This is a genomic window from Thalassiella azotivora (genome assembly GCF_054781695.1).
In genome coordinates this window covers 132379-143934 of the sequence record NZ_BAAGTX010000002.1, presented here as the reverse complement: position 1 = coordinate 143934, position 11556 = coordinate 132379, and the positions used below count along the sequence as shown (strand labels likewise).

Here is an 11556-nt window from a genome sequence, read left to right as displayed (position 1 = left end):
AGGGGGGTCCTGCCGTGCTCGTCCTGGTGCTGGCCGTGGGGAACGTCGTGATCTGGGGCGCCTTCCTCCGGCTGCTCGTGAGGATCTTCCCCGGCCGACACGGTCACGCCGCGTTCTTCGGGTTCTGGCCGGTGGCCGCGTTGCCAGTGTCCGCGCTCCGCCTGGACGGCGAGTGGCCGTGGATCCTGTCGACGTCGCTCGTCGCCGGGATCATCTGCACGGCGATCGCGTTCTCACGTCCGCTCGTGTTCGTGCGGGAGGTCGAGAGGACGGTGAGCGGCGCCCCCGAGCCCTGGACCAGGTGGGACGTCGTGGTGCTGACCACCGGTGCCGTGCTCTTCGTCGCCACCTTCGTCGCCCTGTCGGTCTAGCCGTGGGCCCCAGCAAGGCGTGGGTGCGTTTCCTGTACCGGTCGAGCGTGGCGGCGTTCGCCGTGCTCGTCCTGCTCGTCGCGCTGATGACAGCGAAGACGCTGTGGCTCGGTTGCTGCGGCGAGACCTCGACCGGGCAGGTCGTGAGGTCAGGGCACGGCTGGGAGGTGCGGTTCGACACCGACGGAGTTGACGAGCGGGCCTTCGGGCTGGACTCCCTACCGGGACGGACCGGGCACGGCGACACGGTCGGTGTGCGGTACGCGGACGCCGCGTGGGTGCAGCCGGAGGTCGAGGGGACTCCCTGGTGGCACGCGTGGCCGTTCCTGGTCTTCAGCGCCGTGCCTCTCGTGAGCGCCATCGCCTACCGCTCGGTGCTGCGGTCACGAGGCGAGGACGAGCGCACGTCCCGTTCCCGCGTAGGGTCGCGGGGTGCCTGAGGAGCGACACCACCCCCACGCCGCGTCCGATGACGGAACGCCGGCGGTCCGCGAGCACGACGTCACCGCCGCCGACACCGCCGCCGCGCTGGGCAGCGGGGACGTCGACGTCCTGGCCACGCCGCGGCTGCTCGCCTGGTGCGAGGCGGCGACCTGCGCCGCGCTCGCGCCGTCGCTGCGCCCGGACCAGACCAGCGTCGGCAGCCGCGTGCGCCTCGACCACCTGCTCGCGACCCCCGTCGGCGGGCGGGTCACCGTGACGGCGACCGTCGTGCACGTGGACGGCCGGCTCCGACGCCTCGAGGTGGTCGCGCACGACCGCGAGCAGCGCCTCGTCGCCACCGGCGAGGTGACCCGGGTCGTCGTCGACCGGGACCGGTTCAGCGCCCGGGTGCCGGCGCCCTGACCGCGGGGACCCCGGAGGCGTCCCGCAGCTCGAGGACGTAGGCCAGCAGGTCGATCCCGGGGACGGGCGTCCAGTCCCGCAGCGGGTCGCGGGTGAACCCGTACCTGCCGTACAGGCGGTGCGCGGCCAGCGACTCCGGCTGCGTGCACAGCCGCAGCCGCGTCGCGCCCAGCGCCCGGGCGCGGTCCACGCACGCGCGCACCAGGGCCTCGCCGACGCCGCGACCGCGCGCCCCGGGGGCGACGCCGAGCATCCGGAACTCCGCCTCGCCGGGACCGCTGAGCTCCGCCCACGGTGACGGCGGCACGGTGAAGGTGACGCTGCCGAGCAGCTGCCCGGCGCCGTCCACGGCGACGAGCACCTCGGCGTCCCGGGCCCGCGTGCGCGCGTCGGCGATCACGTCCAGGTAGTCGTCGTGCGCGAGACCGTCGGCGGCGTACGCGTCCGCCACGACCCGCCCCGCGGCGTCCAGCTCGTCCTCGCGGACCGCGCGCACCACCACGTCGTCACCCCCGCGGGTGGCCACTCAGATCCCCGTGGTCGACCGCGGGTACGCCACGGCCGGGTCGGTGACGACGTTGACCAGGTACGGCACGCCGGAGGCGAACGCCCGGTCCAGCGCCGGACCGATCTCGTCGGGACGGGTCACCGTCTCCCCGCCGCCCCCGAGGCCCCGGACCACCTCGTCGTACCGGGTCGCCGGTGCCAGGTCGGCGACGACGTCGTACCCGTAGAGCATCTGCATCGGGTGCTTCTCCAGGCCCCACACGCCGTTGTTGCCGACGACCATGACGACCGGCAGGCCGTGCCGGACCATCGTGTCGACGTCCATCAACGAGAAGCCGGCCGCGCCGTCTCCGAGCAGCAGCACCACCTGGGACGACGGCCGGGCCAGGCGCGCGGCGATCGCGTACCCCGCGCCCGTGCCCAGGCAGCCGAACGGACCGGGGTCCATCCACCCGCCGGGACGACGCGGCTCGACGAACCGTCCCGCGAAGGACACGAAGTCACCGCCGTCACCGATGACGACGGCGTCCTCGGCCAGCCGCCGGTTCAGCTCGCCGTAGATGCGGGCCGGGTGCACCGGGTCGGCGTCGGCGGCGAGCAGCTCGGCGTCGCGGGCCACCGCCGCGCGGGCGGTGCCCGCGAGACCGGACGCCCAGTCGCGGACGCCGCCGTCCACGCCGCGGCGGGTGACCGCCTCGGTGAGCACGTCCAGGACTTGCGGCAGGTCACCGACCAGGGCGGCGGCCAGGTCCACGTGCGGGGCGAGCTGGTCGGTGGCGTCGACGACGTGCACGACGCGCGCGGGAGGTGCGCCATCCGCCCCGCCGAAGACGCCGTACCCGAGCCGGAAGTCCAGCGGCGTGCCGACGACGACCACGACGTCCGCGCCGCCGAAGGCCGCGCCGCGGGCCCGGGTGACGAGCTGGGGGTGCCCCGCGGGCAGGACACCGCGGCCCATCCCGTTGGTGATGACCGGCGCACCGGTCGCCTCGGCGAGCCGCCGCGCGGCGTCCTCGGCCCCGGCGGTCCACACGTCGCTGCCGAGCACGAGGACGGGGTGGCGGGCGCCGCACAGCGTCTCAGCGGCGGCGGCCAGCGCGGCGTCGTCCGGGTCGGCCACCTGCGGCGCCGCGACGGCCGGGACCGCCGGCAGGTCGGTGCGCGAGAACAGCACGTCCATCGGGACGTCGACGAACGCCGGCCCGCGGTGCGGGCTGGTCGCCACGGTGAACGCCTCGTGCACGCCCGCCGTGATCGAGCCGGCGTCACCGATCGTGGCGGCGTGCTTCGTCACGGGGGCGAGCACCGGGACGTGGTCCATCTCCTGCAGCGCGCCGGTGCCCCGCCGCCAGGCGGGGGAACGGCCACCGAGGACGACGACGGGCGAGCCGTTGAAGTGCGCCGTCGTCACCGCGGAGACGGTGTTCGTCACCCCGGGCCCGGCCGTGACCACGGCGAACCCTGGACGCCGGGTCAGCTTCGCCAGGCCCTCGGCGGCGAACACGGCGGTCTGCTCGTGACGGACGTCGAGCAGCCGCAGCCCCGGTTCGTGCGTGACCGCCGCGTCGTACACCGGGAACACGTGCGCCCCCGACAGCGTGAACACCGTGTCCACCCCGTGGGCCGCCGCCACCCGCGTGACCTGCTGCCCGCCGTGGCCCTCGACCGACGTGACATCCTGCGGGTGGGCGTCCGGGGTCTCGGCTGGCGTCATGCGCGCACCGTAGACGACCCTGCCGGCCGGCGGGCAGTCCCTCGACACGCCGGTCGCGCGCTCGCGGCCGCCGGTTCGCTCGTCGACGAGGAGACGCGGATGGGGTACGTGGTGTACGCGCTCGTGGCAGCGGCCGTGGTGGTCGCCGTCCTGGCGTACCAGAAACGGGTGGAGCGGCGCCTCGACGAGCACCGGGACGCCCTGGCCCGGTACCTCGACGACACCGGCCCGCGCGTGCCCGTGCGCGACCTGGTCCAGGCGACGTACGACGGAGACACCGCACGCGCCGAGGCGGCGGACCAGGCGCTGAGGGCCTTCACGGTGCAGGACGTCGTGAGGGAGCTGGTCGCGCGTGTCGGTGACGTGACCGAGGGCGTCCCGCTTGCTGTGCTCCTGCACGACGCCGCGGGTCGGCCCGGCGTCCCGCCGCTGCCGTCCGACGTACCGGGCTGGTCGCGTGCCGTCGAGCGGTGCGACCTGGAGGCGATGCAGGCGCTGGCTCCCGGCGGCACCTGGCAGCAGGTGCGCGACGAGGTCCTGCGCATCGCCGTGGCGCTGGAGCCCTGGCGGCGTCAGCGCGTCGAGGAACGGCGTCGGAAGCAGGAGCCCTGACCCACCCGACCGCGCGTGTCGTGACGGGGAACGCAGGGCGCCCGGTCACCCCGTGCGGGGTGCCGGGCGCGCCGGGGGAGGTGCCGCGTCAGGCGGCGGCCTTCTTTGTCTCCCAGAAGATCGCGGCGATCTCGTCGATCTTGGCGAGGAGCTGGTCGGCCACGGCCTCGTCGAGGCTGGCCTTCGTGCCGCCGCCACCGCCGGCCAGCTTCGTGGCCTCGTTGAACAGCTGGTGCAGCTGTGGGTACTTCTCGAAGTGCGGGGGCTTGAAGTAGTCGGTCCACAGCACCCACAGGTGGTGCTTGACGAGGTCCGAGCGCTCCTCCTTGATCTTCAGCGCACGGGCCTTGAAGACCTCGTCGTCGGAGGCGTTGTACTTCTGGATGCACGCCTTGACGGACTCCGCCTCGATCTTGGCCTGGGCCGGGTCGTACACGCCGCAGGGCAGGTCGCAGTGGGCGCTGACCTCGACGGGCTGGAGCAGACGAGCAAGCATCACGGTGGTCCCTTTCGACGTCGTGAGGGTTCCCCGCGACACTACCCCCGTGCCCGACGAGCCGCAGGAGGCGGGAGGGGGCCCGCGCGCGGGTGCCGGCCCCGCGCCCCGACGACGCACGGGGACGGCGCGCGTGAGCGGCCGGTCCATGTCCCCGACGCTGGACGACGGTGACCTGCTGCTGGTCCGGTGGCACGCCGGCGCACGGGCCGGTGACCTGGTCCTGGCTCGCCTGCCAGGGGGCCGGCCGCTGTCGGTCAAGCGCGCCGTGCACCGCGAGCGGGCCGGCTGGTGGGTCGAGCGCGACAACCCGCGCGAGGGCGTGGACTCCTGGTCCGTGGGCGCCGTGCCGGACGCCGACGTCGTGGCCGTCGTCCTGGCCCGGTTGTGGCCCCGCCCGCGAGCGCTGCGGGCGCCGTGGCCGCGGCGCGACCACCGCCGCGGCGGGTCGTCCCACGACTGAGGGCCGCGTCACACCGGCGACGTCGGGGCTGACGGGCGCAACCGGCCTGTGCCACGATGCGGGACAGGCGAGGGTGACCCCCGCGCCGTCCGCGGGGTCCCTCGGGACCGCACGTCGACCGCACCCGGTCGCCCCACCGCGCGACGAGTACGCACGCACCGAGAACCTTGTGGGGTCACTGATGTCCGCTGACGCGATGCCTTCCTCTCCCGCTCCCGACCCGGACGACCCGGTCTTCGCCCTGCACCTCGGGGGCAAGCTCGAGGTGGTCCCGCGCACCCCGCTGCGCGACCGGCGCGACCTGTCCCTGGCGTACACCCCCGGGGTCGCCGACGTCTGCCGGGCGATCGACGCCGACCCCGGACTGGTCGACACCTACACCGGTCGGGGCAACACCGTCGCGGTGGTCTCGGACGGCACGGCCGTGCTCGGCCTCGGTGACATCGGACCCCGGGCCGCGATGCCGGTGATGGAGGGCAAGGCGCTGCTGTTCAAGCACTTCGCCGACGTCGACGCCGTCCCGCTGTGTGTGGAGACGACGGACGTCGACGCCATCGTCGAGCTGGTCGCGGCCCTCGCCCCGACGTTCGGCGGGATCAACCTGGAGGACATCTCCGCCCCGCGCTGCTTCGAGATCGAGCGCCGCCTGCAGGAGCGCCTGGACCTGCCCGTGTTCCACGACGACCAGCACGGGACGGCGGTCGTGGCGCTCGCGGCCCTGCGCAACGGCGCGACGGTGGTCGGCAAGCGGATCGAGGACCTGCGCGTCGTGGTCAGCGGCGCCGGGGCCGCCGGTGTCGCGGTGAGCGCGATCCTGCGCCGCGCCGGGGTGCGGGACGTCGTCGTGTGCGACAGCCGCGGGGTCATCGGCCCGCACCGCGACGACCTCGTCCCGCACAAGCACCGGATCGCCGCGACCACGAACCCTCGCGCGGTCACCGGTGGTCTGGCGGACGCCCTCGACGGGGCCGACGTCTTCGTCGGCGTCAGCGGCGGCTCGGTGCCCGAGGAGGCCCTCGCCGGGATGGCCTCGGACGCCATGGTGTTCGCGCTGGCGAACCCCGACCCGGAGGTGCACCCGGTCGTCGCGGCCCGGTACGCGGCCGTCGTCGCCACCGGCCGCAGCGACTTCCCGAACCAGATCAACAACGTGCTGGCCTTCCCGGGGATCTTCCGCGGGGCGCTGGACGTCCTGGCCACGAGCATCACCGAGAACATGAAGCTCGCCGCCGCCGAGGCGATCGCTGGGGTCGTGGAGAACCCGACCGCCGACGAGATCGTGCCCAGCGTCTTCGACGAGTCCGTGGTCAGCGCGGTGTCGGCTGCGGTCGCCGCCGCCGCGCGGCGGGACGGGGTCGCCCGGCGCTGACCCGCCGTCGGCGGGGTGCGGCGGGGCCGGTGAGGTCCGTGGTGGCGGTACGTCGCAGGACCTGCCGGCCGCCCTCGACCGTCGCGTGCTCGACCTCCAGCGTCGCGGTCCGGCCGTCGACGGCGATGGTCATCACCCCGTTGTCGAACCACAGGCCGCCGTCGACGTCCCAGCGCGCCGCGACGTCCCGCACCCCGGCGGCGCGGGCCAGCGCGTGCGTGACGGCCTCGACCGGGCGGGCCTGCGCCAGCCGGTTCGCCAGCCGCAGCGGCAGGTGCAGGGGGTTGCGGAACGGCGACATCGTCAGCTGGTGGACCGCCGTCCCCGGGTGCGGGACGTCGTCGAGCTGCGCGCGGGCCGTGTACGAGCAGTGCACGTCCCCGGACAGCAGCAGGATGCTCGCCGGGGGCCGCGGCCCCCGGCACACCTCGGCCAGCAGGTCCACCACCCGGTGCAGGGACGCCCGGAACGCCGCCCAGTGCTCCAGGTCGATCGCCTGCCGCACGACCTCCGCCGCCCGGGCCGGCCACCGCCCCCACGCCCCCTGGGCGACCGCCTCGTCCCACCCCTCGGCGTGGTGGATGCCCGGCACCATGAGGAACGGCAGGGTGCTGCCGAGCAGGAGGTGGTCCACCGGCCGCTCCCCGTCGGCCGGGAGCACGGTGCGGCGCAGCCACGCCCACTCCGCGTCGTCGAGCATCGACCGGTCGTCGGGGTCCAGCCGGCGCGAGCACCGGGAGTCCACCGCCACCAGCCGGACCCGGGTGCCGTTCCCGCCGAGGTCGCGGTGGAAGCTCCACCGCGCCGACCCGGGTTCCGCGTCCGAGCGGAACGCGAACTCGTCGAGCCGGCGGGTGCGCTCGGCGTCGTCGTCGACCGAGCGGACCATCCGCCACGTCGGGTCGTCCTCCAGCTCGTCGGGGGAGAGGTTCCCCAGGTGCTGGTGCACCCAGTACGAGGCGAACGCGCCCACCACCCGGTCACGCCACCACGGCTGCGCCGTGACGTGCCGCCGCCACGACGCCGAGGTGTTCCAGTCGTCCCGCAGGTCGTGGTCGTCGAGCAGCATGCACGTCGGCACCGTGGAGAGCAGCCAGCGCACCGGTTCCGGCGTCCAGCTCTCGCGGTACAGCCAGGTGTACTCCTCGTAGTCCCAGATCTCGTCCTGGATCTCCTCGTGGTCCGCGTCGGCCTCGGCGTGCGCCCTACGCAGCCGCTCGACCATCGGCTCGGACGGCATGTCGGCGTACACCTGGTCCCCGGCGAGGAAGAGGGCGTCGGGCCACGCCGAGCGGTCGCCGTCGGCGCGCACCTGCTCGGCCATCCGCTCGGCCATCGCGACCAGCGCGTCCGCGCCGAAGGTGCGCAGCGCGTCGGTGTCGAAGGGCGCCGTGCGGCGGCAGGAGCCGAAGGCGAGGCGCACGGTGCCGTCCTGGCGCAGCGTCCGCACGACGCTCGGCGGGTAGGGCGAGTCCGGGGGCGGCCACGCCCGCGTGCCGTCGAGGTGGACGTCGTACTCGTACGTGGACGCCGGCTCCAGGCCGTCGACCTGGACGAGGGCGTAGTGGTGGCCGTGCACCGTCCACGTCCGCGTCCGGGCGCCCAGCACGCTGACCTCGCAGGGGCTGTCGGTCTCCACCCAGACGGTCGCGCGCCGCTCGTCGACGTACCGCAGCAGCGGTCCGAGGAGCAGCCGCGGCGCTGGGGTCGCCGTCGGGGGCTGCGTCACGTGAGCACGCTAACGCCGCCGGGCCCGTGCGGCGTGCTGGTCCGCGCGTTAGCGTGACGCCGTGTTCGCCGTCTACGCCGCCAGCCAGTCCGCCGACGACCCGCTGAGCGGTCTCGTGGTCGGGGAGCGCCCCGCCCCGGAGGTCCCGCAGGGGTGGTCCCGCGTCCGGGTCCGTGCCGCCAGCGTCAACCACCACGACGTGTGGAGCCTGCGGGGCGTCGGGCTCCCGGCCGAGCGGCTGCCGATGGTCCTCGGGTGCGACGCCGCGGGCATCGACGACGACGGCAACGAGGTCGTCGTGCACTCCGTGGTGTCGAGCCCGGACTGGGTGGGCGACGAGACCGAGGACCCCCGCCGGTCGCTGCTGTCGGAGGTGCACCAGGGCACGTTCGCCGACGAGGTGGTCGTCCCCTCGCGCAACCTCGTGCCCAAGCCCGCGGAGCTGTCCTTCGAGGAGGCGGCCTGCATGCCCACCGCGTGGCTGACCGCCTACCGGATGCTCTTCACCAAGTCCGGCCTGCAGCCCGGTGGCACGGTGCTCGTCCAGGGCGCCGGTGGGGGAGTCGCCACCGCGCTCGTGGTGCTCGCCGCGGCCGCCGGCTACCGGGTCTGGGTCACCAGCCGCGACGAGGACAAGGGACGTCGCGCGGTCGAGCTCGGCGCCGACGCCGCGTTCGGCTCCGGCGAGCGGCTGCCCGAGCGGGTCGACGCCGTGATGGAGACCGTCGGCAAGGCCACCTGGTCGCACTCGCTGAAGTCGCTGCGCCCCGGCGGCACGCTCGTGGTGTCCGGTGCCACCTCCGGGCCGGACCCGTCCGCCGACCTCAACCGGGTGTTCTTCCTGCAGCTGAACGTCGTCGGCTCCACGATGGGGACCCGCGACGAGCTGCACCGCCTGCTGCGCTTCTGCGTCGCCAAGGACGTCCGGCCCGTCGTCGACAGCGTCCTGCCGATGGAGCAGGCCGCGGACGGCATCGCGGCCGTGGCCTCCGGCGAGGTCTTCGGCAAGGTCGTCCTGACGCGCTGAGCGCGCGTCCGGTCAGCTCGGCTCCCGGGCGAGCAGGTCCCGGATCTCCTCGCGCGCGGCCGCCAGGACGGCGTCCACCCGTGACGCCTGGGCGGCCGACACCGGTGAGCGCCGCAGCAGGCCCACCACCTCCCCGCGGAACCGCTCCAGCGCCAGCTCGGCCGGGGACGACCCGACCGTGGTCCCGGGCCGTGGGGCGGACCCCGCGACCCGCGACGCCGCCCGGGCGGCCCGGGCCTGCGCCGCGAGCTCGCCGCGCAGGTCGTTGCTCGCCGTCCGGACCTGGTCACGCACCTGGGCGGCCAGCCGGCGCACCGAGGCCGCCAGGTCGGCGTCGAGGTCCGCGAGGTCGTCCTGGCGCGCCCGCACCTCCGCACGGCCGGCGTCGGTGATGCGGTAGACCGCCTTGCGCCCGGAGTCCTCGCGCTCGACCAGGCCCTCCTCCTCGAGCCGCGCGAGCCGCGGGTACACGGTGCCGGCGCTGGGGGAGTACAGCCCCTGGAAGTGGTCCTCCAGGGCGCGGATGACCTCGTACCCGTGCCGCGGGGCCTGGTCCAGCAGCCGCAGCAGGTAGAGGCGCAGCTGGCCGTGCGCGAAGACGGGCGTCATGCGGGCACCCCGTCCGGCCGGGCGCCGTCCGCCTGCAGCAGCGTGACGTCACCGGACACCGTCTTCGCGTGCAGGCTCACCGCGCCGTCGCCGTGGGTCAGGTGCCCCCCGTTGGTGCCCGGGCGGTCCGCGAGCCGCCGGCCGCCGGCGACGACGTGCCCGGACACCGACGTCACGTCGACGGCGAAGCCCGCGTCGGCGGGGATGCGCACCGTGACGTCACCGGACACGGTCGTCGCAGCCAGGGTCGCCGGAGCGCTCGCGAGGTCCACCGTCAGGGAGCCCGAGACGCTCTTCGCCCGCAGGTGCGGCAGCGACGCCGCCTGGACGGTCAGGGAGCCGGAGACCGTGTCCCCCACCAACGGGCCGTGCTGGTCCCTCACCTCGACCGCACCGGAGACGGTCCGAGCCTCGACGAGACCGTGGACGCCGTCGACGACCACCGTGCCGGACACCGTGCGCACCCGGGCCGGGGCGGTCGTGCCCGCCACCAGGCCGTCGGCCGCCACCGTCCCCAGACGGACCTCGACGCCACGGGGGACGGCGATGCTCACCTCCGCGGCGTCGTCCCGGCCGAACGAGGACCGCAGCGCATCGAGCAGGCCCTCCCAGCGCAGCGTGGGGTGGGCGACCTCCAGCACCCCGTCCGACCGGGTCACCACGAGGTCCCGGCCACGGACGGACGCGACCTCCACGCGCACCACGTCCAGCTCGTCGTGGGCGACGACGTCGGCGCGACCGCCGACCAGACGCACCCGCACCTCGCGGGGCGGCGCCTGCGGCCCGCCCACCTCGATCACCCGCGGTCCCGAGACCGTCCACCGCTCCGCCATCGCCCTCGTCCTCCCGCGATACATCGTGTCTGATCACGCTATATCGCGTTTCGAGGCAGGTCAAGATATATCGCGTCGCCGGGTGGCGGGAGAAGGCGGCCGACGGGTCAGGGCCGGGGCAGCCCCAGCCACTCGTACCAGCCGCCGTGCAGCACGAGCCACGCCATCAGCCCGTAGCCGGCCTGCAGCGGGTGGTGGCCGTCGCCGCTGGAGAGGTCGGCGTACCACTGCTCGTGCGCCGCCAACGGCCCGAAGCAGTCCACATAGGGCACGTCCCGGCGGTGGCAGACGTCGGCGAACGCGTCGGCGAGCTCGCCGAGCCGCTCGTTGAGCGCGGCGTCCAGGGTCGGGGGAGGCCCCACGACCATCGTGGGCAGGCCGCGCGCCGCGGCGTCGTCCAGGACGTTGGCCAGGTTCAGCCGGCTGCGAGCCAGGGACTGCCCCTGCCTGAGGTCCGCACCGCCGAGCCCCAGCACCAGCCGGTTGTCGTCACCGGGCCGCCACCGGCGACCGCACTCGGACGACCAGCGCTCGAGCAGGCCGGCGGTGCCCTCACCGGGGACCCCCAGCGGGTACGTCCCCGACGGCGTGACGGAGTCCCAGGGGGTGCGGGCGGCGACCCGGCCGACCCAGCCGAGGGCCTTCGGGTCACCGAGGCCGGCGACCAGCTCGTCGCCGACCACGCAGACCCGCCGCGGCGCAGCCGGCTCCTGCTCGTTCACCTCGTCCTCCCCACCACGTGACGGTCACCCACCGGTGCCGTGCGCTCCCCCCGACGGCCTCCTCGTCCCACCGGGCCGCTCACTCGTCGTCGTCGTCCAGCCGGGCCAACCACGTCGCCAGGCGCTCCACCGGTGTCTCGAACTCGGGGTTGAGGTCGACGAAGGTCCGCAGCTGCTCGGCGAGCCACGCGATCGACACCTCCTCCTCGCCCCGGCGGGCCTGCAGCTCCTCGATGCCGCGGTCGGTGAAGTACATGC

15 protein-coding genes are annotated in these 11556 nt (G+C 75.0%); 7 read left to right on the top strand and 8 right to left on the bottom strand.

What is annotated here, in order from left to right; translation table 11 throughout:
• Nucleotides 1-14 precede the first annotated feature (14 nt).
• From ACYVQV_RS02285 to ACYVQV_RS02275, 3 genes are read left to right on the top strand one after another with little or no spacing between them, the layout of a single operon-like run.
• A complete protein-coding gene (locus tag ACYVQV_RS02285) occupies nt 15-371 on the top strand; it encodes a hypothetical protein (RefSeq protein WP_461021637.1) in 357 nt (118 codons plus the stop codon).
• Between the two features lie 2 nt (nt 372-373).
• The gene (locus tag ACYVQV_RS02280; RefSeq protein WP_461021636.1) at nt 374-811 is read left to right on the top strand and encodes a hypothetical protein; all 438 of its coding nucleotides are present in this window, start codon (nt 374-376) and stop codon (nt 809-811) included.
• Nucleotides 804-1217, top strand: coding sequence for a thioesterase family protein (locus ACYVQV_RS02275; protein ID WP_461021635.1), 414 nt, complete (start codon nt 804-806; stop codon nt 1215-1217). Before ACYVQV_RS02280 ends, ACYVQV_RS02275 begins: the two co-directional genes overlap by 8 nt.
• On the opposite strand, the gene ACYVQV_RS02270 is transcribed toward ACYVQV_RS02275, so the two are convergent.
• Complete coding sequence (locus ACYVQV_RS02270) at nt 1192-1743, bottom strand: GNAT family N-acetyltransferase (RefSeq protein WP_461021634.1); 552 nt, start codon at nt 1741-1743, stop codon at nt 1192-1194. The two genes, ACYVQV_RS02275 and ACYVQV_RS02270, sit on opposite strands and share 26 nt — an antisense overlap.
• A complete protein-coding gene (locus tag ACYVQV_RS02265; protein WP_461021633.1) occupies nt 1744-3438 on the bottom strand; it encodes an acetolactate synthase in 1695 nt (564 codons plus the stop codon).
• A 99-nt stretch (nt 3439-3537) separates the two neighbouring features.
• On the opposite strand from ACYVQV_RS02265, the gene ACYVQV_RS02260 reads away from it, so the two are divergent.
• Nucleotides 3538-4050 (top strand): hypothetical protein, encoded by a 513-nt coding sequence (locus tag ACYVQV_RS02260; protein ID WP_461021632.1) that lies wholly within the window; start codon nt 3538-3540, stop codon nt 4048-4050.
• Nucleotides 4051-4138: 88 nt separating this feature from the next.
• Here the strand turns inward: ACYVQV_RS02260 and sodN are convergent, their stop codons facing one another.
• Nucleotides 4139-4546 carry a superoxide dismutase, Ni gene (gene sodN, locus ACYVQV_RS02255; RefSeq protein ID WP_461021631.1) on the bottom strand — a complete coding sequence of 136 codons (408 nt, stop codon included), beginning with the start codon at nt 4544-4546 and terminating at the stop codon, nt 4139-4141.
• A 49-nt stretch (nt 4547-4595) separates the two neighbouring features.
• Here sodN and ACYVQV_RS02250 point away from each other — a divergent pair, with 49 nt between their 5' ends.
• Both ACYVQV_RS02250 and ACYVQV_RS02245 read left to right on the top strand, forming a co-directional pair.
• On the top strand, nt 4596-5009 hold the full coding sequence (locus ACYVQV_RS02250; RefSeq protein ID WP_461021630.1) for a S24/S26 family peptidase: 414 nt from the start codon (nt 4596-4598) through the stop codon (nt 5007-5009).
• 181 nt (nt 5010-5190) lie between these two features.
• Nucleotides 5191-6378 (top strand): NAD(P)-dependent malic enzyme, encoded by a 1188-nt coding sequence (locus ACYVQV_RS02245; protein ID WP_461021629.1) that lies wholly within the window; start codon nt 5191-5193, stop codon nt 6376-6378.
• Here ACYVQV_RS02245 and ACYVQV_RS02240 read toward each other — a convergent pair.
• Nucleotides 6317-8107, bottom strand: coding sequence for a DUF7800 domain-containing protein (locus ACYVQV_RS02240; protein ID WP_461021628.1), 1791 nt, complete (start codon nt 8105-8107; stop codon nt 6317-6319). The genes ACYVQV_RS02245 and ACYVQV_RS02240 overlap by 62 nt on opposite strands.
• A gap of 61 nt (nt 8108-8168) precedes the next feature.
• On the opposite strand from ACYVQV_RS02240, the gene ACYVQV_RS02235 reads away from it, so the two are divergent.
• Nucleotides 8169-9134 (top strand): zinc-binding dehydrogenase, encoded by a 966-nt coding sequence (locus ACYVQV_RS02235; RefSeq protein WP_461021627.1) that lies wholly within the window; start codon nt 8169-8171, stop codon nt 9132-9134.
• 12 nt (nt 9135-9146) lie between these two features.
• Here ACYVQV_RS02235 and ACYVQV_RS02230 read toward each other — a convergent pair whose 3' ends face one another.
• From ACYVQV_RS02230 to ACYVQV_RS02215, 4 genes are all read right to left on the bottom strand, one after another.
• Nucleotides 9147-9743 (bottom strand): PadR family transcriptional regulator, encoded by a 597-nt coding sequence (locus tag ACYVQV_RS02230; RefSeq protein ID WP_461021626.1) that lies wholly within the window; start codon nt 9741-9743, stop codon nt 9147-9149.
• Nucleotides 9740-10576, bottom strand: a complete 837-nt coding sequence (locus ACYVQV_RS02225; protein WP_461021625.1) for a DUF4097 family beta strand repeat-containing protein — start codon at nt 10574-10576, stop codon at nt 9740-9742. Before ACYVQV_RS02225 ends, ACYVQV_RS02230 begins: the two co-directional genes overlap by 4 nt.
• Nucleotides 10577-10683: 107 nt before the next feature.
• A complete protein-coding gene (locus ACYVQV_RS02220) occupies nt 10684-11298 on the bottom strand; it encodes a GDSL-type esterase/lipase family protein (protein WP_461021624.1) in 615 nt (204 codons plus the stop codon).
• Between the two features lie 79 nt (nt 11299-11377).
• Nucleotides 11378-11554, bottom strand: a complete 177-nt coding sequence (locus ACYVQV_RS02215) for a DUF6104 family protein (RefSeq protein WP_461021623.1) — start codon at nt 11552-11554, stop codon at nt 11378-11380.
• Nucleotides 11555-11556: the final 2 nt, after the last annotated feature.

Coding starts and splice junctions, on each gene's coding strand:
- ACYVQV_RS02245 (WP_461021629.1), top strand. CDS start 5,191: ATGTCCGCTGACGCGATGCCTTCCTCTCCCGCTCCCGACCCGGACGAC.
- ACYVQV_RS02265 (WP_461021633.1), bottom strand. CDS start 3,438: ATGACGCCAGCCGAGACCCCGGACGCCCACCCGCAGGATGTCACGTCG.
- ACYVQV_RS02260 (WP_461021632.1), top strand. CDS start 3,538: ATGGGGTACGTGGTGTACGCGCTCGTGGCAGCGGCCGTGGTGGTCGCC.
- ACYVQV_RS02230 (WP_461021626.1), bottom strand. CDS start 9,743: ATGACGCCCGTCTTCGCGCACGGCCAGCTGCGCCTCTACCTGCTGCGG.
- sodN (WP_461021631.1), bottom strand. CDS start 4,546: ATGCTTGCTCGTCTGCTCCAGCCCGTCGAGGTCAGCGCCCACTGCGAC.
- ACYVQV_RS02215 (WP_461021623.1), bottom strand. CDS start 11,554: ATGTACTTCACCGACCGCGGCATCGAGGAGCTGCAGGCCCGCCGGGGC.
- ACYVQV_RS02225 (WP_461021625.1), bottom strand. CDS start 10,576: ATGGCGGAGCGGTGGACGGTCTCGGGACCGCGGGTGATCGAGGTGGGC.